Genomic DNA, 18,574 nt, shown 5'->3' with positions numbered 1-18,574 from the left:
CATGGAGATCTTCAAGAACGATCCCAACTTCGACTTCCTCGGCCGGCGCCGTATCGGCTTCGGGCTCTCGGCGGTGCTCCTGGTGCTCTCCATCGGCTCGCTGCTCTGGCAGGGGCTGAATCTGGGCATCGACTTCACCGGCGGGACCCTGGTCGAGGTCGGCTACGAGGAGTCCGTGGAGGTCGCCGAGGTCGAGGCGGCGCTGCAGGGGACCGATTATGCGGATGCCCAGGTTCTGCACTTCGGCTCGCCGCGCGAGATCATGGTGCGCATCCCGCCGATGGAGGACGTGGAGCAGGCGGCGGTCTCCGAGGAGATCCTGGCCAAGCTGCGCGAGGCCCACGACGGCGTCGAACTCCGGCGGGTCGAGTTCGTCGGCCCCCAGATTGGCCGTGAACTCACCGAGCAGGGCCTGCTGGCGCTGCTCTACGCCCTCGGTGGTGTGCTGGTCTACGTGGCCTTCCGTTTCGAGTACCGCTTCGCCCTCGGCGCGGTGGCGGCGCTGGTCCACGATATCGTGCTCATCCTCGGGTTCTTCTCGCTCACCCGCCTGACCTTCGACCTGACCGTGCTGGCGGCGCTGCTGGCGACCATCGGCTACTCGCTCAACGACACCATCGTGGTCTCCGACCGGATCCGCGAGAACTTCCTCAAGGTGCGCAAGGGCACCACCGAGTACGTCATGAACCTGGCGATCAACCAGACACTGTCCCGGACCCTGGTAACCTCGTTCACGACGCTGCTGGTGGTCGGCTCGCTGCTGCTGCTCGGCGGCGAGATCATCCACGGCTTCGCCATGGCGTTGCTCGTCGGTGTCCTGGTTGGTACCTACTCTTCGATCTTCATCGCCAGCGCCTCCTCGCTGGCCATGGGCGTGAGCAAGCAGGACCTCCTGCCGCCTGAGAAGGAGGGACAGGACCAGGAGGATCACGAATCGGCGATTCCCCCCGCCGAGCGCCCGTGACCGCTGCGCTCCCGGGGGCGCCCCCCGGGAGCCCGCGTGTGTCAGCCCTGCAACTTTCCCGCTGATTTCTGCGACGGCTCCGCGCTATGCTGTCCCCACACCCCCCTGAGGATTGGGGAAAGTCAAGCAAGCGGGAGTCAAGCATGTCGATCTGCGATGGGTTCGTCGGCGCGGTCGGGAATACGCCGCTGATTCGCCTGCCGAGGCTGAGCGAGGAGACCGGCTGCGAGATCCTCGGCAAGGCTGAATTCATGAATCCGGGCGGGTCCGTCAAGGATCGGGCGGCGCTGGTGATCATCCAGGCCGCCGAGCGCAGCGGCGAGTTGCGCCCCGGCGGGACCGTAGTGGAGGGCACCGCCGGGAATACCGGGATCGGGCTTGCCCATATCTGTAACGCACGCGGCTATCGCTGCGTCATTGTCATCCCCGAGACGCAGAGCCAGGAGAAGATCGACCTGCTGCGCACCCTCGGTGCCGAGGTGCATACCGTACCCGCCGCCCCCTACCGTGATCCGGCCAACTACCAGAAGGTTGCCGGCCGCATGGCTGCAGAGATGGACAACGCGGTCTGGGCGAACCAGTTTGACAACACCGCCAACCGCCAGGGCCATTACCGCACCACCGGGCCGGAAATTTGGGCGCAGGCCGGTGGCCGGGTGGACGCCTTCGTGGCGGCTACCGGAACCGGCGGGACCCTGGCCGGGGTCTCTCGGGCGCTCAAGGAACGCGCGCCGGATACGCGCATCTACTTGGCCGACCCGGCGGGCAGCGCCCTCTATAGTTTCGTGCGCGAGGGTGAGCCATCCCCGTCGGCAGGCAATTCCATCACCGAGGGGATTGGCAGTAGCCGTGTAACAGCTAATCTTCAGGATACGGACATCGATGACGCGTTCTGCATACCGGATACCGAATCGGTGCCGATGGTCTACCGGCTCCTGAGGGAAGAGGGGCTGTTCCTGGGCAGCTCGTCGGGGGTCAATGTCTGCGGGGCGATCCGCGCCGCCGAGGAGCTCGGTCCCGGGCACACGGTGGTGACGATCCTCTGTGATGGAGGGGGCCGCTATTACTCGAGACTCTTCAACGAGGCCTGGCTGGCGGAGCGGGGACTCGCCTGAACCCCTCCGCTGCCGTGGTTCGGTCGCCGCCCGGTCTCGTCCGGGGGCATGGCCAGTCGACCCCGCCGGCGGTTTGCGCCGGGCGCCGCCTTTCTTCCGGAACATTCGTGCGCATTTTTGCGTCCAATCAAACGGAGCCGCCTTCGTTCTTTCGCGACTTCACCTCAAGACTCCGTGAGGGGGGTGCTGCATATGGATACCGCCGAAGACCTGATTGCCCGCTACGCTCGCAGCTACGAACGCCGCCAGGAGCAGCAGCTGACCCTGGCCGAGTATCTGGAACTCTGCCGGGACGACCCGATGGCCTACGCCTCCCCGGCCGAGCGGCTGGTAGCGGCGATCGGTGAGCCGCAGGTCTACGACACCTCGAAGGATGAGCGACTGGGGCGCATCTTCCTCAACCGCACCCTGAAGATCTATCCGGCCTTCGAGGACTTCTACGGCATGGAGGAGACCATCGAGCGGCTGGTCGGTTTCCTCAACTACGCGGCCCAGGGGCTGGAGGAGCGCAAGCAGATCCTCTATCTCCTCGGTCCGGTCGGCGGTGGCAAGTCCTCGCTGGCCGAGCGGCTCAAGCAGCTGATGGAGCGCTACCCGGTCTACGTCCTCAAGGCCGGCGAGGAGATCAGCCCGATCTTTGAGAGCCCGCTGGGGCTCTTCGATCCGGACCAGCACGGCCCGGAGCTGGAGGAGCGCTTCGGCATCCCGCGGCGCAAGCTCAGCGGGCTGCTCTCGCCCTGGGCGGTCAAGCGCCTCGACGAGTTCGGCGGCGATCTCAACCGCTTCCGGGTGGTTCGCCTCTATCCGTCCAAGCTGCGGCAGATCGCGGTGGCCAAGACAGAGCCCGGCGACGAGAACAACCAGGACATCTCCTCGCTGGTGGGCAAGGTGGACATCCGCAAGCTGGAGCTCTACAGCCAGAACGATACGGATGCCTACAGCTACTCCGGCGGCCTCAACCGCGCCAACCAGGGCATCCTTGAGTTCGTGGAGATGTTCAAGGCGCCGATCAAGATGCTCCATCCGCTGCTCACGGCCACCCAGGAGGGCAACTACGTCGGCTCCGAGAACATCGGTGCAATCCCGTTCCACGGCCTGGTCATGGCGCACTCCAACGAGTCGGAGTGGCAGAGCTTCCGCAACAACAAGAACAACGAAGCGTTCCTCGACCGGATCTCGGTAATCAAGGTGCCGTACTGCCTGCGCGTCTCCGAGGAGCGGCAGATCTACGACAAGCTGATCCGGGAGAGCGAGCTCGCCGACGCGCCCTGCGCGCCGTGGACCCTGGAGATCATGGCGCGGTTCTCGGTGCTCACCCGGCTCAAGGAGCACGAGAACTCCAGCCTCTACTCGAAGATGCGGATCTACGACGGCGAGAGCCTCAAGGAGACGGATCCCAAGGCGAAGTCGATGCAGGAGTACCGGGACCAGGCCGGGGTCAACGAAGGGATGGACGGGATCTCGACGCGCTTCGCCTTCAAGGTCCTCTCGCAGACCTTCAACTACGAGACCGAGGAAGTGGCCGCTGACCCGGTCCACCTGCTGTACCTGCTCGAGCAGAACATCAAGCGCGAGCAGTTCCCGGAGGAGACCGAGCGCAAGTACCTGGAGATCATCAAGGCCGAGCTGGCCCCGCGGTATGCGGAGTTCATCGGCAACGAGATCCAGAAGGCGTATTTGGAGTCCTACGATGATTTCGGTCAGAACCTCTTCGAGCGCTACGTGGGGTATGCCGATGCCTGGATCGAGGACCAGGACTTCAAAGATCCCGACACCGGGCAGCTGATGGACCGCCAGGCGCTGAACCAGGAGCTGACTAAGATCGAGAAGCCGGCGGGCATCGCCAATCCGAAGGACTTCCGCAATGAGGTGGTCAAGTTCGCGCTGCGTGCCAAGGCGCAGCAGGGCGGGCAGATGCCGAGCTGGACCTCCTACGAGAAGATCCGCGAGGTCATCGAGAAGCGGATGTTCAGTCAGGTGGAGGATCTGCTGCCGGTGATCAGCTTTACCACCAAGGGCGACTCGGAGACGGAGCGCAAGCACAGCGAGTTCGTCCGGCGGATGGTCGAGCGGGGCTACACCGAGCGCCAGGTGAGACGCCTGGTGGAGTGGTACATGCGCGTCAAGCAGGCCGGCTGATCCGGCAAGAAGGGGGGTGCGTCCTTGGTCAATATCATCGACCGGCGCCGCAATCCGAAGGGCAAGAGCCTGGCCAACCGCCAGCGTTTCCTCAGACGGGCCAAGCGCCAGGTGCTGGATGCCGTCAACGAGGCTTCCGGCCGGCGCAAGGTGACCGACGTGGCCGGTGGGGAGCAGATCACCATCCCCGCCGACGGCCTCCACGAGCCGAGCTTTCGCAAGGCCGCCGACCGCGGGGTGCGCGAGCACGTGGTTCCCGGCAACAAGGAGTACGTGGTCGGCGATACCATTCCGCGCCCCGAAGGGCAGGGCAGTGGTGGCGGGCGCGAGGGTAGCCCCGACGGCGAGGGGGAAGACGAGTTCACCTTTGCTGTCAGCCGCGACGAGTTCCTCGACCTCTTCTTCGAGGGCCTGGAGTTGCCGGATCTGGTCAAGCGCCAGGTCAAGAAGACCGAGCAGTACACCCAGCAGCGCGCGGGCTATTCGGTCAGCGGCTCCCCCTCGAACCTCAACGTCGAGCGGACCATGCGCAACTCCCTGTCACGGCGCATTGCCCTGCGCCGCCCCAAGGGGGAGGATCTGCAGGCCCTGGACGAGGAGATTGATCGTCTGGAGCGCTCCGGTGCCGAGCCGGAGCGGCTGCGCGAACTCATCGAGCTCCGCCGAAGCAAACAGGAGCGGTCCCGGGCGATCCCCTACATCGATCCGGTCGACATCCGCTATAACCGCTTTGACCACGTTCCGCAGCCGATCTCCCAGGCGGTGATGTTCTGCCTGATGGACGTCTCCGGCTCAATGACCGAGGACATGAAGGATCTTGCCAAGCGGTTCTTCATGCTCCTCTACCTCTTCCTCGAGCGCCGTTACCGCCATGTGGATATCGTCTTCATCCGCCATACCCACATCGCGCAGGAGGTCGACGAGGACACCTTCTTCTACTCCCGCGAGACTGGGGGGACGTTGGTCTCGCCGGCGCTGACGATGATGCGTGACATCATCGAGGACCGTTATCCCGTCAACGACTGGAACATCTACGGGGCGCAGGCCTCGGACGGGGATAACACCCCCGCGGACAACCCGGCCACCACCCGGCTGATGGCCGACGGGATCCTTCCCCTGTGCCAGTACTTCGCCTACATCGAGGTGGGTGGCGGGCAGGCCTTCCATGTCCCGTCGGACCTGTGGCGGGCCTACGACCGGCTGGCCCGCGGGGAGTCGCCCCTGGCCATGCGCCGGGTGCAGACCCGCGGAGACATCTTCCCGGTGTTCCGGGACCTCTTCACGCCGGCTGAACTGAAGGCTTGAACCCTGAGCGCTGAACCTTGACCCCCTGAACCCTCAGAGACTGGAGAGGATCCCGATGGCATCGAATGCGGCGGTTCAGCAAAAACCCCTGTTCACCGGCCTCGACTGGGATTACCGCGATGTGATGCGCGTCTACGACGCCATCGAGCGGATTGCCCGCGAGGAGCTCAAGCTCGACATCTATCCCAACCAGATCGAGGTCATCAGCTCCGAGCAGATGCTCGACGCCTACGCCTCGATGGGGATGCCGCTGTTTTATCGGCATTGGTCCTTCGGCAAGCACTTCGCCCGGGACGAAATGCTCTATCGCAAGGGCTACACCGGGCTCGCCTACGAGATCGTCATCAACTCGAAGCCGTGCATCTCCTACATCATGGAGGAGAACACGCTCACCATGCAGACGCTGGTGGTGGCCCACGCCGCCTTCGGCCACAACCACTTCTTCAAGAACAACCGCCTCTTTCGGGAGTGGACCGACGCCGAGGGCATTCTCGACTACCTGGATTTCGCCAAGGGCTACATCTCCGAGTGCGAGGAGCGCTACGGGGTGCAGGCGGTCGAGCGGGTGCTCGACGCCGCCCACGCCCTGATGAGCCAGGGGGTGCACCGCTACCCCAAGCCGCAGACGCGTAGCCTGCGCGAGGAGCGCGACCGCGAGATCGAGCGGATTCGCTACGAGGAGCAGACCTACAACGATCTCTGGCGCACCGTGCCCACGGATCCGGACGGCGAGCTGCCCGGCGGCGCGGACCCGGTGGAGCTGCGTATGCAGCGGCTGGGGCTGCCGGAGGAGAACCTCCTGTACTTCCTCGAAAAGCGCGCGCCGCGCCTGGAGCACTGGCAGAGGGAGGTGCTGCGCATCGTGCGCAATGTGGCGCAGTACTTCTATCCGCAGAAGCAGACCAAGGTGATGAACGAGGGCTGCGCCACGGCAGTGCACTACTACATCATGAACCGGCTCCACGAGAACGGGCAGTTGACCGACGGCGCCTTTCTGGAGTTCCTGCACAGCCACACCAGCGTGGTCTTCCAGCCGGAGTTCGACGATCCGCGCTACTCGGGCATCAATCCCTACGCCCTCGGGTTCGCCATTCTGGAGGATCTCCGGCGCATGGCCACCGATCCCACCGACGAGGACCGGCGCTGGTTCCCGGAGGTGGCCGGCAGCGGGGACTGGCTCGGTGTCTGGCACCACGCCTGGCAGGAGTACCGCGACGAGAGCTTCATCCTGCAGTTCCTCAGCCCCCGGGTCATCCGCGATTTCCGTCTCTTCCGGGTCCACGATGACGCCGACGAGCCCGAGCTGGTGGTCGACGCGATCCACGACGATGCCGGCTACCGGGCGGTGCGGCGCTCACTGGCGCAGCGCCACGACGTGGCCCGGCTGGAACCGGATATCCAGGTGGTGGACGTGGATCTGGCCGGGGACCGGACCCTGGTGCTCGAGCACCGGGTCAGCGACGGGGTCATCCTGGACAAGGGCGAGGCCACGGCGGTGCTGCGGCACCTGGCCAACCTCTGGGGCTACGATGTGAAGCTCTACGAGGTGGACCCGGAGACGGAACGGGTGATCAACGAGTTTCCCCAGATGTCCCCCGCGGATCCGGTGGCCTGAAGGGCGGCGGACGCCGATTGGGGCGGCTGCGGCGGGGTGGTATGCTCAGGGCAACGCTTTTGACAGTGCAGGAGTAACGCATGCGGCGAACCCTACTCAGTGGATTCACGGCGGCGGCGCTGGTTCTCGGAGCCGGAGCCGCGCACGCCACCGGCGGGATCATGGGCATCTCCGGCGGTGCGAATCTCTGGTTCCACGACCCGGAAGGGGAGATTCTTGGCGAAGACGTCGAGGGGGATGACATCGACCTCGACAGCGATCGGGACTGGAACCTCTGGTTCGAGTGGGATCACATCCTCCCCGGTGTGCCCAGCGTCCGCTTGGAGCGGACCCATCTCGAGCAGGACGGGACCGGGAGCACCGTGGTCAACCTCGACCACACGGACCTGACCCTGTTCTGGTCGCCGCTGCCGCTGCCGATGGTGGACATCGATGTGGGCGTCACCGCGCGCCACTTCGATGGCGAGGTGCGTACCCCGCAGGCTCAGCCAGATCCCGACACCTCACTTTCCGGAACCCTACCGATGTTCTTCGGTCGGGTCGGTGTGGATATACCCGGTTCGCGGATCGGTTTCGAGGGCTCTTTGCAGACGCTGCCGGTGGGGGATCATTCGATCACCGACTTCCGCGCCCACCTGGTCTACCGGCGCTGGTACACGGGGGCGATGCTTGGCTATCGGGAGTTCTCGGTGGACATGGACGACTTCAGTGACGTGACCCTGGACGTGGACTTCAGCGGACCCTACGCTGGCGCCTTCCTGCGTTTCTAGGCCGGATGCCGACGCAATAAAAGACCCGGGGCAGCGCGGGGCCGCCCCGGGTCTTTTGACACGGCCGCAGCCGGATCAGGCCGCCGAGCGGGCCCGGCCCAGTCGCGCCTCCAGGTCGTCGGCACCGCCGACCAAACGCCCGTCGATCAACACCTGCGGCACTGTGCCCGAGCCGGTGGCTGCCCGTACCGAGCGGGTGGTGATGCCCTCGCCGAGGCAGATCTCCTCGTAGTCGTAGCCGTGCTCCTCAAGCAGCGCCTTGGCGCGGGAACAGTGCGGACACCCCGGTTTGCTGAACAGGGTCACAAAAGACGGGTGTGGTGCATCCGGGTTGATGTGGCGCAGCATGGTGTCGGCGTCGGAGACTTCGAACGGGTCGCCGGGCTTCTCCGGCTCGACGAACATCTTCTCGATGACGCCGTCGCGGACCAGCATCGCGTAGCGCCAGGAGCGCTTGCCGAAGCCCAGGTCGTTCTTGTCCACCAGCATGCCCATGCCTTCGGTGAACTCCCCGTTGCCGTCGGGGATGAAGGTGACGTTCTCGGCGTGCTGATCCCGCCGCCACTCCTCCATCACGAAGGCGTCATTCACCGACAGGCAGACAATGTCGTCTACGCCGTTGTCCCAGAGCACCGGCGCCAGCTCGTTGTAGCGCGGCAGGTGGGTGGAGGAGCAGGTCGGAGTGAAAGCCCCCGGCAGGGCGAACACCACCACCGTTTTGCCCTTGAACAGCTCGTCGGTCTTGACGTCCTGCCACTCGCCGTTTACGCGGGTCCGGAAGGTGACACGCGGGACAGGCTGTCCTTCCATCGGGTGCGACATCGTTGCCTCCTTGGTTCTGGAATAAGAACAGATCAAAACTATCCATATTCTGTCGGCAGCGGTCCGGGCGTTGCAATAAGAAAAACTGATACAAGATGCCTCAAGTCCTGATACGCGCCGTATGGGGGGGCTGCACGGTTTGCGACGGTGTCCGCCGGAGAGCGATTCGGTGCCGCTATCCCGGAACCATCCACCCCGGGATGCTGTCAGCCGGGGTAAGGCCGTTGCGACGGTTTCAACGCACCGAACTCGTTTGATGAGGAGTTGTATATGTTCCGCAAGACTGCCGCTTCCGCGCTCGTGCTGATGCTCGCCACCTCGGGGGCCTACGCCCAGATGGCTCCGGAGGGCGGCCAGGCGCCCGAGGGCGGCCAGGGCATGCAGCCGCAGATGTCCGAGGGCCAGCAGCGCATGCAGGAGATCCAGCAGCAGCTGGGTCAGATGCAGCAGGACACCCTCGAGTCCAACCCGGAGCTGGAAGAGCGCGCCGAGGAGCTGGACGACCGGCTGCTGGATCAGATGGAGGACATGGGCTACGACAACGTCCGCCAGGACATCGAGCGCTTGGAGGAGACCATGGAGGCCATGCACTCCGGCGAGATGTCTCAGGAAGAGGTCCAGCAGCGCATGCAGGAGGATCAGGAGATCCACATGGAGCTGCAGCAGGCCCAGCAGGAGGCCATGCAGGATGAGGACTTCGTCCAGCCGTGGCAGGAGGATCGCCAGCAGCTGGAGCAGGACCTGATCGACACCATGTATGACGAGAACCCCGAGGCCGAGGCCCTGATGCAGGAGATGGAGGAGCTGCAGGCCGAGATGCAGCAGGGCATGGGCGGTGAGCAGCCGATGCCTGAGGGCGAGATGCCTCAGTAAACGGCATCTCGGGGAAACAGGTGCGCCGTCGTCGTCGAGTGCTACCATGGACAAGCGCGGGGGCGACCGGGCCGCTTCCGTGGTGGGAATAGCTAAGGGAGTTCACCAATGATTCGCACGACGACGGCGGCGCTCCTGGCGTTGCTCATTGCCGCAGCCCCGCTGCAGGCCTCGCTGGCTCAGGGGGGCGAGCAACAGGCCCCCGGGGCCCAGGACGCGGAATTGATGGAGGCGCAGCAGCGGCTCCAACAGCTGCAGCGGCAGCTGGGGCAGATCCAGCAGGAGACCTTCGAGGCCAGCGACGAACTCCAGGAGAAGCAGCGTCACCTGGAGGAGCGCGCCGCGGCCAAAATGGAGGATCTTGGCTACGATCCCGAGCGCCACTATGCGCGCATGCAGGAGATCTACGAGCGCTTCGAGGCCGGGGACGTCTCCCAGGAGGAGCAGCAGGAGCTGGCCGAGGAGTTCCACGAAGCGCAGATGCAGCTCCAGCAGGAGCAGCAGGAAGCCATGCGCGACGACGATTTCCGCGAAAGCATGGAGCGCGACATGCGCGAGTTCCAAGAGGATCTGCTCGCGGCCATGGAGGAAGACTACCCCGAGACGGCCGAACTCATGTCAGAACTCGAGGAGCTCCAGCGGCGCGTTCAGGAAGGTATGCAGCAGCAGGTCCCGGAAGGCCTGGAGTAAGGGGAGCAACGCTCCCGGGATGAGTGGGCGGGATGACCAGCGTGGTCATCCCGCCTTTTTTTTTAGCAGCCAAGGCGGTGCCGAGGCCGCCCCGGAGGGAATGATGGGCTTGCTGGTGGATGGGCAATGGACGCAGGAGTCGTACAAGCGGGACGAGACCGGCCGCTTTCAGCGCGACGTGAGTCGGTTTCGGGAGTGGATCGAGCCAGGCGGGCGTTTCGCGCCGGAGGCGGGCCGCTACCATCTGTATGTCTCCCTGGCTTGCCCCTGGGCGCATCGGGTGCTTGTCGCCCGTCGGCTGAAGGGTCTCGAGCCGGTGATCTCGGTCTCGGTGGTGCACCCGCTGATGCTGGAGAATGGCTGGGAGCTGCGCGACGACTTCCCTGGTGCCACCGGCGACCCGATCCACCGGGCGGACTACCTCCATCAGGTCTACACCGCCGCCGAGCCTCGCGCCAATGGCCGGGTGACCGTGCCGGCACTGTGGGACTGCCGGGAGGGCACGCTGGTCAACAACGAGTCCCGGGACCTGCTTCGTATGTTCGATCACCGCTTCGAGGCGTTGGCCGGTAACGACGTGGATCTGGCCCCGGCGGATCGCATCGAGGCCGTGGATGCGGCCATCGACGCCATCTACCAGCCCATCAACAATGGCGTCTACCGCTGCGGCTTCGCCGGTAGCCAGCAGGCCTACGAAGAGGCCGCCGATGCCCTTTACGCGGCCCTGGACCACTGGGAGGAGGTGCTGGGCCGGCAGCGCTATCTTTGCGGGGACCGGCTCACCGAGGCGGATATCTGTCTGTACACGACGCTGATCCGTTTCGACGCTGTCTATGCCGTGCACTTCAAGTGCTCGCAGCGCCAGATCCGTGAATACCCGAACCTGATGGGCTACCTGCGTGAGCTCTACCAGATGCCGGCGTTCGGCGAGACCACGGATTTCGACCACATCCGCCACCATTACTACCGGAGCCACGCCTTTCTCAATCCCACCGGCCTGGTGGCGCGCATGCCGCGGTTGGATCTGGACGCCCCCCACGGCCGAGAGGCGGTGTAGCCGAGCCGTAGTCCGGCCGGAGGATGCAAAAAAGCCCCGGGTGCTCGCGCACCGCGGGGCTTGCTGCGTTTCCGTCCCCGACGGCCATCGGCCGACGGGGATCGGCGTCCGGGGGGGGGCCTTACATCCGCTCGATGGCCAGGGCCACCCCTTGGCCGCCGCCGATACACATGGTGACCACGCCCTTGTCCACACCGTCGCGCTGCATGGCGTGGATCAGTCGGGTGGTGAGCACCGCGCCGGTGGCACCGATCGGGTGGCCGTGTGCCACCGCGCCGCCCTCGACGTTAACCCGCTCCGGATCGAGACCCAGGTCCCGGGTGACGGCGATGGCGATGGCCGCGAAGGCCTCGTTGATCTCCCAGCGCCCCACCTCATCGGTGGACCAGCCGGCGCGCTGCAGGCACTGCCTGACCGCCGGTACCGGGCCGATCCCGAACATCCCCGGCTCGACCCCGCCGACGCCGTAGGCCACCAGCCGCGCTGCCGGCGTGAGTCCGTGCTGACGGGCGGCTTCCTCCTCGGCGACCACCATGGCTGCGGCCCCGGTGTTGACGCCAGGGGCGTTGCCGGCGGTGATGGTGCCCTCCTTGCGGAAGGCCGGGCGCAGCTTCTGCAGGCCCTCGAGGGTGGTGTCGCCGCGGTTGTGCTCATCGGTCTCGAAGCGCGTGGGCCCCTTGCGGCCGGGCACGTCCACCGGGGTGATCTCCGCCTCGAAGTGGCCGGCGGACTGGGCGGTGCTGAAGCGTTGCTGCGAGCGCAGGGCCCATTCGTCCTGTTCCTGCCGGGTAATCTGATACTGCTCGGCCAGATCCTCGGTATGCCAGCCCGAGTGCTGGTCGGAGAAGGCGTCGTTCAGGCCGTCGCTGAGCACGGCGTCGAGGATCTGCTGGTGGCCGAGGCGGTAGCCGTAGCGGCCCTGCATCAGCAGGTAGGGGGCGCGGTCCATGTTCTCCATGCCGCCAGCGACAGCGGTTTCGGCGAAGCCGAGTGCCACCTCCTGGAAGGCGTTGGCGATGGCCTGGGCGCCGGAGCCGCAGACGCGGTTGACCGTCAGCGCCGGCGTCTCGGCGGGGACACCGCCATTGATCGAGGCCTGGCGGGCCGGGTTCATCTTGCAGCCGGCCTGGATCACGTTGCCCATGACCACGGTATCCACGGCCGCCGGGTCGAGGCCGGAGCGTTCCAGTGTCCCGCGGATGGCAGTGGCACCGAGATCCGGTGCGGGGACGGTCTTGAGGGCCCCGCCGAACGTCCCGATGGGTGTGCGAGTGGGCGAGCAGATGACGACTCGACGCTGGGACATGATGCCTCCTTTCTCGATCGCGTTGGTCCTAAAGGAATAGGTTGGGGTCAACGGTGTTGCCGTTGAGGATGACGCTCAGGTGCAGATGAGGCCCGGTCACCCGTCCGGTCTCCCCGACGGTTCCGATTGCCTCGCCACGCTCTACCCACTGGCCCTTTTCGACGTCCATCTCGTCCAGGTGGCAGTACATGGTGACCAGGCCGGCGCCGTGGTCGATGAACACGGTCTTGCCGTTGAAGTAGTAGTCTCCGGTCTGCACCACGCGGCCGGCCTCGGCCGCCTCGATGGGCGTGCCGGTGGGGGCGGCCATGTCGAGGCCATTGTGCGGATTGCGGGGTTGGCCGTTGAGAAAACGCCGCAGCCCGAACGTGGCCGATACCCGGTGCTCTGCGACCGGGGTGTGCAGGTGCAGCCGCGGCTGGGTGTCGACCTCGCGGCTGCGAAAGGCGGCTCGGATCTCGCGCTGTTCGGCCCAGATGCGCTCCAGCGTCTCCTCGGGGGGTGTGACCATGTCTTCGTCGTCGATGGTCAGGTGCTGCTCCTCGTAGTCGATGGGCTCGACTTCGAAGGTGTGCGGGGTCCCATCCACCTTGAGGGTGTGGGTTCCAGGGTCGGCGTCCAGGCCGATCCCCACCACCGCCTGCCAGCCTTCCGGCGTGGAGCGCACCATCACCGGCTCGTCGTCATAGCGTACATCGCCCGGCCGCCTGTCGGTCTCCAGATCAACCCGCGCCACGCCGCCGGGGACGGGCCAGTCGGGCAATGGGGCGGCCTGCAGCGCAGAGGCCAGCAGCAGCCCGACCGCGGCGGCGAGTGCCGTGACTGCTTTTCCGACGCGGGGGAGCAAGGATTCAGTCGGCATCGGGCAACGGGTCCTCCGTGGTGTGTCTGGCTTCGACCCGACAGTCTAGCGCCCCGTGCGCCAGGCGGGCACGGATGCGCTCGCCCACCTCCACGGCTTCGGCCTGGCGCAGGATGGCGCCGTCCTGCACCCGCTGCACCACCGCGTAGCCGCGCTCCAGCGTGGCAAGAGGGCTGACCGCGTGCAGGGCACGGGAGGCGGTGCCGAGGCGCTGCTGCGAGGCCTCCAGCCGGCCACGCACGGACTGACGCAGCCGCTGCGCCAGCTCTTCGATCCGCCGGCGCTCGTGGGCCGTGCGCCGGCGTGGATCCTGGACCTGAAGCCGCTGCCTGGCGGTTTCAAGCCGTGCACCCCGCATCTCGAGGGCCTGTCGGCCCAGGCGGTGTAGCCGACTCTCCAGCTCGTCGAGGCGTTGCGCCCGGTCGCGCAGCCGCCGTCCCGGGTGCTGTGCTGCCAGCCGACGCTGGAGCGCCGCCAGCTGTTCGGCGTCGCGGCCGAGGCGCCTTCGCGCGGCGGTCTCCAGGCGGTGGCCGATGCGCTCGAGTCGCTCCTGCCAGGCGTGCCGGTCCGGTGACAGGGTCTCGGCGGCGGCCGAGGGGGTCGGCGCGCGCAGGTCCGCCGCCAGGTCGGCGATGGTGACATCCACCTCGTGGCCCACCGCACTGACGACCGGGATCGGACAGGCGCGGATCGCCCGGGCCACCGACTCTTCATTGAAGGGCCAGAGATCTTCCAGCGAGCCGCCGCCCCGGGTCAGCAGCAGGGTATCGACCTCGCACCGGCGGCCGGCGAGTTCCAGGGCCCGGACGATGGCCGGTGCGGCGGCATCGCCCTGGACCGGTACCGGGTAGACCAGCACCGGCAGCGCCGGGAAGCGCCGTTGCAGCACCTGCAGCACATCGCGGATGGCGGCGCCGGTCGGCGAGGTGATGACCCCGAGCCGGCGCGGCAGGCGGGGCAGGGGGCGCTTGCTTGCCGCGTCGAACAATCCCTCGGCGCCCAGGCGCTGCTTGAGCGCTTCGAAGGCGCGCTGCAGGGCCCCCTCGCCGGCTGGCTCGAGGTGCTCGATGACCAGCTGAAACTCGCCGCGGGCGGGATAGAGGCTGGCCTTGGCGCGGACGCGGATCTGGTCGCCGTCGGCGGGCCGGTGCCGAAGCGCTGAGGCGCGGCCGCGGAACAGCGCACAGCGGACTTGGGCACTGGCATCCTTAAGCGTGAAATACAGGTGCCCGGATGAGGGCCGGGCCAGGTTCGAGATTTCGCCCTCGACCCAGATGGACGGCAGGACCGTCTCGAGCATGCCCCGCACCTCCTGGTTGAGCTGCGAGGGGCTGTAGACGGCGATATCGTCGCTGCTGCGCTCCATACTCGGCGGCGGCTCGCTCCAGTTGGCTGATTACAAGCTACACGCCGCTATCGCCCATGGGAAGTTTGTTGAGTGGGGGTGCTGCTGCACCGTAAAATACACTGCTCTTTTCCATCTTCAGACAGCGTCTCCGCCCGAGGTCCCGACACCATGCGAATCGCCCAGGAAGCCCTGACTTTCGATGACGTTCTTCTCCTTCCCGCTGAATCGCACGTGCTCCCTCGGGATGTGGATCTGAGCACTCCGCTGACGCGCCGAATTCAGGTTAACGTCCCGCTGGTGTCCGCAGCCATGGATACCGTCACCGAGGCGCGACTGGCCATTGCCCTGGCCGAGCAAGGTGGGCTGGGCATCATCCACAAGAACATGACCGTCGAGCAACAGGCCGCCGAGGTGCGCCGGGTCAAGAAGTTCGAGAGCGGGATCATCAAGGAGCCGATCACCGTCTCGCCCTTCATGACCATTGGCGAGGTGCTCAAGCTCACGCGCCAGCACGGCATTTCGGGGGTCCCGGTGGTCGACGGTGAGGAGCTCGTCGGCATCGTGACCGGGCGTGACCTGCGCTTCGAGAGCCGGGTCAGCGAGCCGGTCTCCGTGGCCATGACGCCGAAGGAGCGGTTGGTCACGGTGCGCGAGGGGGCTGAGCGCGACGAGGTGCTGAGCAAGCTGCATCAGCACCGCATCGAGAAGATCCTGGTGGTCGATGACGCCTTCCGCCTGCGCGGCATGATCACCGTCAAGGACATCCAGAAAAGCCAGGACTTCCCCAATGCCTGCAAGGACGAGCACGGCCGTCTGCGGGCCGGCGCCGCTGTCGGGGTCGGTGAGGGCACCGAAGAGCGCGCCGAGGCGTTGGCCGCTGCGGGGGTGGATGTCCTCGTGGTGGATACCGCCCACGGTCACTCCCGCGGGGTCATGGACCGGGTCCGCTGGGTCAAACGGCACTACCCCGATGTCGAGGTGGTGGCCGGGAACATCGCCACCGGCGATGCGGCGAGGGCGCTGGCCGAGGCCGGTGCCGACGCCGTTAAGGTGGGCATCGGCCCGGGTTCGATCTGCACCACCCGCGTTGTGGCCGGGGTCGGGGTGCCCCAGGTGACGGCGATTTCCAACGTCTCCCAGGCGCTGGCCGGGACCGACGTACCGCTGATCGCCGATGGCGGCGTCCGCTTCTCCGGGGATGCCGCCAAGGCGCTGGCCAGCGGGGCGCACACGGTCATGATCGGCAGCCTGCTGGCCGGTACCGAAGAGGCGCCGGGCGAAGTGGAGCTCTACCAGGGGCGTTCCTACAAGGCCTACCGCGGGATGGGGTCCCTCGGGGCCATGTCCGGTAGCCAGGGGAGTGCTGATCGCTACTTCCAGGAGGGGTCGCAGTCGGTGGACAAGCTTGTCCCCGAGGGGATCGAGGGCCGGGTGCCCTACAAGGGGAGCATGGTCACCATCGTCAACCAGCTCATCGGCGGGATCCGGGCCAGCATGGGTTACGTCGGCTGCGCCACCATGGAGGAGATGCGTACACGGCCGCAGTTCGCCCGCATCACCGGCGCCGGCATGCGTGAGAGCCACGTCCACGACGTGACCATCACCAAGGAAGCGCCCAACTACCGCGTCGAGTAATCAATCGGAGCCGTTGCCTGTGAGCGAGCAGTCCGGGGCGGATATCCACGCCCACCGCATCCTTATTGTCGATTTCGGTTCGCAGTACACCCAGCTCATCGCTCGTCGCGTACGGGAGTGCGGAGTGTACTGCGAGATCCGCGCCTGCGATGCCGATGACCGGGCCGTGCGCGACTTTGCACCGTCCGGGGTGATCCTCTCCGGCGGCCCGGAGACAGTCACCGACGCTGAGACCCCGCGCATCCCCGCGGCCGTGTTCGAACTCGGAGTGCCGCTGCTCGGGATCTGCTACGGCATGCAGGCGATGACCGCCCAGCTCGGCGGGCGCGTGGCGCCGTCGGATCACAAGGAGTTTGGGTACGCCCAGGTCCGGGCGCGGGGGCATTCGCGGCTGCTGCGCGATATCGAGGACCACGCCAGCGCGGACGGCTTCGGTCTGCTCGACGTCTGGATGAGTCACGGCGATCGGGTCGAGGTGCCGCCGGAAGGCTTCCAGGTGATTGCCGAGACCGAGGCGGCGCCGGTGGCCGGCATCGGCGACGACGCCCGCGGCTGGTACGGCCTGCAGTTCCATCCCGAGGTCACCCACACCGCCCAGGGCGGCCGCATCCTCGAGCGGTTCGTGCGCGAGATCTGTGGCTGCCCCGGCGACTGGACACCGGGGAACATCGTCGAGGATAGCATCGCGCGGGTGCGCGAGCAGGTTGGTGATCGCCACGTGGTCCTCGGGCTCTCCGGCGGTGTCGATTCCTCGGTGACGGCCGCGCTGCTGCACCGGGCCATCGGTGAGCAGCTGACCTGCGTGTTCGTCGACAATGGCCTGCTGCGCCTGGGCGAGGCCGAGCAGGTTATGGCCACCTTCGCCCGCCACATGGGGGTGCGGGTCATCCATGTCGATGCCGAGGATCGCTTCCTGGCCGCGCTGGCCGGGGTCGAGGACCCCGAGGAGAAGCGTCGGATCATCGGCAACCTGTTTGTCGAGATCTTCGACGAGGAGGCCGGCAAGCTCGAGGACGTGGAGTTCCTGGCCCAGGGCACGATCTACCCCGATGTGGTGGAGTCGGCGGGCAACGCCGGCGGCAAGTCCCACGTCATCAAGTCGCACCACAATGTGGGTGGGCTGCCCGAGACGATGAAGCTCAGGCTCGTCGAACCGCTGCGCGAGCTGTTCAAGGACGAGGTGCGGCGCGTCGGGCTGGAACTGGGGCTGCCGGCGGATATGCTCTACCGTCACCCCTTCCCGGGGCCGGGATTGGGGGTGCGGATCCTGGGCGAAGTCCACAAGCGCTATGCCGATTTGCTGCGGCGGGCGGATGCGATCTTCATCGAGGAGCTGCGCCGATGGGACTGGTACGAGCGCACCAGCCAGGCCTTCGCCGTCTTCCTGCCGGTGCGATCGGTGGGCGTGACCGGGGACGGCCGCCGCTACGAGTACGTCGTCGCCCTGCGCGCCGTTGAGACGGTGGATTTCATGACCGCCCGCTGGGCGCAGCTCCCCTACGAGTTCCTCGACCACGTCTCGCGGCGCATTATCAACGAGATCGACGGCATCTCGCGCGTGGTCTACGACATCTCCGGCAAACCCCCGGCCACCATCGAGTGGGAGTGAACGGGGCATCGGACGACGCGCAGTGGATGGCGCGGGCGCTGGAGTTGGCCCGGCGCGCCGCCGGGCAGGGCGAGGTGCCGGTGGGGGCGGTGGTGGTCCGCGACGGGGCGCTCCTCGGCGAGGGCTGGAACCACCCCATCGCCAGCCGGGACCCGACCGCCCACGCCGAGCTCAACGCCCTGCGTGCCGCCGGCCAGGCCGCCGGGGCCTACCGTCTGCCCGGGGCCACCCTCTACGTCACCCTTGAGCCTTGTTTCATGTGCGCCGGGGCCATGATCCATGCCCGGATCGGTCGGCTGGTCTACGGCGCCTCCGATCCGAAGACCGGCGCCTGCGGCGGTCAGTTCGATCTGCTCGGCCTGCCGGGGCACAACCATCGCGTTGAAGTGACGGCCGGGGTCTCCGGCACTGTGGCCGCCGAGCTGCTGCGCGAGTTCTTCCGCGCCCGGCGCTAGCTGTCCCGG

General features: G+C 66.8%; 16 protein-coding genes. 12 read left to right on the top strand and 4 right to left on the bottom strand.

Going from position 1 to position 18,574, the window contains the following annotated elements:
- Position 1 precedes the first annotated feature (1 nt).
- The 6 genes from secF to LRA98_RS04410 all read left to right on the top strand — a co-directional run bounded on the left by secF (position 2) and on the right by LRA98_RS04410 (position 7,908).
- A complete protein-coding gene (gene secF / locus LRA98_RS04435; RefSeq protein ID WP_201242956.1) occupies positions 2-964 on the top strand; it encodes a protein translocase subunit SecF in 963 nt (320 codons plus the stop codon).
- Positions 965-1,107: 143 nt separating this feature from the next.
- Entirely contained in the window at positions 1,108-2,079 is a 972-nt protein-coding gene (locus LRA98_RS04430; RefSeq protein ID WP_238632515.1) for a cysteine synthase A, read from the top strand.
- Positions 2,080-2,271: 192 nt separating this feature from the next.
- Positions 2,272-4,218 carry a PrkA family serine protein kinase gene (locus tag LRA98_RS04425; RefSeq protein WP_201242955.1) on the top strand — a complete coding sequence of 649 codons (1,947 nt, stop codon included), beginning with the start codon at positions 2,272-2,274 and terminating at the stop codon, positions 4,216-4,218.
- 24 nt (positions 4,219-4,242) lie between these two features.
- The gene (locus LRA98_RS04420) at positions 4,243-5,523 is read left to right on the top strand and encodes a YeaH/YhbH family protein (RefSeq protein ID WP_201171240.1); all 1,281 of its coding nucleotides are present in this window, start codon (positions 4,243-4,245) and stop codon (positions 5,521-5,523) included.
- Between the two features lie 55 nt (positions 5,524-5,578).
- Positions 5,579-7,138, top strand: coding sequence for a SpoVR family protein (locus LRA98_RS04415; RefSeq protein ID WP_238632514.1), 1,560 nt, complete (start codon positions 5,579-5,581; stop codon positions 7,136-7,138).
- 80 nt (positions 7,139-7,218) lie between these two features.
- Positions 7,219-7,908, top strand: coding sequence for a TIGR04219 family outer membrane beta-barrel protein (locus LRA98_RS04410; protein WP_238632513.1), 690 nt, complete (start codon positions 7,219-7,221; stop codon positions 7,906-7,908).
- A 75-nt stretch (positions 7,909-7,983) separates the two neighbouring features.
- Here LRA98_RS04410 and LRA98_RS04405 read toward each other — a convergent pair whose 3' ends face one another.
- On the bottom strand, positions 7,984-8,730 hold the full coding sequence (locus LRA98_RS04405; protein ID WP_201171231.1) for a glutathione peroxidase: 747 nt from the start codon (positions 8,728-8,730) through the stop codon (positions 7,984-7,986).
- A 270-nt stretch (positions 8,731-9,000) separates the two neighbouring features.
- On the opposite strand from LRA98_RS04405, the gene LRA98_RS04400 reads away from it, so the two are divergent.
- From LRA98_RS04400 to LRA98_RS04390, 3 genes are all read left to right on the top strand, one after another.
- The gene (locus LRA98_RS04400) at positions 9,001-9,603 is read left to right on the top strand and encodes a DUF4175 domain-containing protein (protein WP_238632512.1); all 603 of its coding nucleotides are present in this window, start codon (positions 9,001-9,003) and stop codon (positions 9,601-9,603) included.
- Between the two features lie 108 nt (positions 9,604-9,711).
- Positions 9,712-10,293 (top strand): hypothetical protein, encoded by a 582-nt coding sequence (locus LRA98_RS04395; protein WP_238632511.1) that lies wholly within the window; start codon positions 9,712-9,714, stop codon positions 10,291-10,293.
- Positions 10,294-10,396: 103 nt separating this feature from the next.
- On the top strand, positions 10,397-11,350 hold the full coding sequence (locus tag LRA98_RS04390) for a glutathione S-transferase family protein (protein WP_238632510.1): 954 nt from the start codon (positions 10,397-10,399) through the stop codon (positions 11,348-11,350).
- 121 nt (positions 11,351-11,471) lie between these two features.
- On the opposite strand, the gene LRA98_RS04385 is transcribed toward LRA98_RS04390, so the two are convergent.
- The 3 genes from LRA98_RS04385 to xseA are packed head-to-tail and all read right to left on the bottom strand — an operon-like array spanning position 11,472 to position 14,884.
- On the bottom strand, positions 11,472-12,656 hold the full coding sequence (locus LRA98_RS04385; protein WP_201242948.1) for a thiolase family protein: 1,185 nt from the start codon (positions 12,654-12,656) through the stop codon (positions 11,472-11,474).
- A gap of 28 nt (positions 12,657-12,684) precedes the next feature.
- On the bottom strand, positions 12,685-13,518 hold the full coding sequence (locus LRA98_RS04380) for a peptidoglycan DD-metalloendopeptidase family protein (protein WP_238632509.1): 834 nt from the start codon (positions 13,516-13,518) through the stop codon (positions 12,685-12,687).
- Positions 13,508-14,884 (bottom strand): exodeoxyribonuclease VII large subunit, encoded by a 1,377-nt coding sequence (gene xseA / locus LRA98_RS04375; protein WP_238632508.1) that lies wholly within the window; start codon positions 14,882-14,884, stop codon positions 13,508-13,510. Before xseA ends, LRA98_RS04380 begins: the two co-directional genes overlap by 11 nt.
- A 150-nt stretch (positions 14,885-15,034) precedes the next feature.
- Here xseA and guaB point away from each other — a divergent pair, with 150 nt between their 5' ends.
- Genes guaB through tadA form a run of 3 tightly spaced genes read left to right on the top strand, consistent with a single transcriptional unit; the run spans position 15,035 to position 18,565 of the window.
- Positions 15,035-16,501, top strand: coding sequence for an IMP dehydrogenase (gene guaB / locus LRA98_RS04370; protein ID WP_201171214.1), 1,467 nt, complete (start codon positions 15,035-15,037; stop codon positions 16,499-16,501).
- Positions 16,502-16,520: 19 nt separating this feature from the next.
- Positions 16,521-18,110 carry a glutamine-hydrolyzing GMP synthase gene (guaA, locus tag LRA98_RS04365; protein WP_201171202.1) on the top strand — a complete coding sequence of 530 codons (1,590 nt, stop codon included), beginning with the start codon at positions 16,521-16,523 and terminating at the stop codon, positions 18,108-18,110.
- Positions 18,107-18,565 carry a tRNA adenosine(34) deaminase TadA gene (gene tadA / locus LRA98_RS04360; RefSeq protein WP_304118174.1) on the top strand — a complete coding sequence of 153 codons (459 nt, stop codon included), beginning with the start codon at positions 18,107-18,109 and terminating at the stop codon, positions 18,563-18,565. Before guaA ends, tadA begins: the two co-directional genes overlap by 4 nt.
- Positions 18,566-18,574: the final 9 nt, after the last annotated feature.

The sequence above is a fragment of the Halorhodospira sp. M38 genome, from assembly GCF_022227985.1.
GTDB classification, from domain to species: Bacteria; Pseudomonadota; Gammaproteobacteria; order Nitrococcales; family Halorhodospiraceae; genus Halorhodospira; species Halorhodospira halophila_A.
The sequence above is the reverse complement of the archived record's forward strand: the minus strand, read 5'-3'. Positions and strand labels throughout refer to the sequence as shown.

What these genes read in the sequence shown, in the direction of transcription:
- LRA98_RS04395 (WP_238632511.1), top strand. Translation starts at nt 9,712, where the DNA reads ATGATTCGCACGACGACGGCGGCGCTCCTGGCGTTGCTCATTGCCGCA.
- LRA98_RS04410 (WP_238632513.1), top strand. Translation starts at nt 7,219, where the DNA reads ATGCGGCGAACCCTACTCAGTGGATTCACGGCGGCGGCGCTGGTTCTC.
- LRA98_RS04405 (WP_201171231.1), bottom strand. Translation starts at nt 8,730, where the DNA reads ATGTCGCACCCGATGGAAGGACAGCCTGTCCCGCGTGTCACCTTCCGG.
- LRA98_RS04380 (WP_238632509.1), bottom strand. Translation starts at nt 13,518, where the DNA reads ATGCCGACTGAATCCTTGCTCCCCCGCGTCGGAAAAGCAGTCACGGCA.
- secF (WP_201242956.1), top strand. Translation starts at nt 2, where the DNA reads ATGGAGATCTTCAAGAACGATCCCAACTTCGACTTCCTCGGCCGGCGC.
- LRA98_RS04385 (WP_201242948.1), bottom strand. Translation starts at nt 12,656, where the DNA reads ATGTCCCAGCGTCGAGTCGTCATCTGCTCGCCCACTCGCACACCCATC.
- LRA98_RS04425 (WP_201242955.1), top strand. Translation starts at nt 2,272, where the DNA reads ATGGATACCGCCGAAGACCTGATTGCCCGCTACGCTCGCAGCTACGAA.
- LRA98_RS04430 (WP_238632515.1), top strand. Translation starts at nt 1,108, where the DNA reads ATGTCGATCTGCGATGGGTTCGTCGGCGCGGTCGGGAATACGCCGCTG.
- LRA98_RS04400 (WP_238632512.1), top strand. Translation starts at nt 9,001, where the DNA reads ATGTTCCGCAAGACTGCCGCTTCCGCGCTCGTGCTGATGCTCGCCACC.
- xseA (WP_238632508.1), bottom strand. Translation starts at nt 14,884, where the DNA reads ATGGAGCGCAGCAGCGACGATATCGCCGTCTACAGCCCCTCGCAGCTC.
- guaB (WP_201171214.1), top strand. Translation starts at nt 15,035, where the DNA reads ATGCGAATCGCCCAGGAAGCCCTGACTTTCGATGACGTTCTTCTCCTT.
- LRA98_RS04415 (WP_238632514.1), top strand. Translation starts at nt 5,579, where the DNA reads ATGGCATCGAATGCGGCGGTTCAGCAAAAACCCCTGTTCACCGGCCTC.
- LRA98_RS04390 (WP_238632510.1), top strand. Translation starts at nt 10,397, where the DNA reads ATGGGCTTGCTGGTGGATGGGCAATGGACGCAGGAGTCGTACAAGCGG.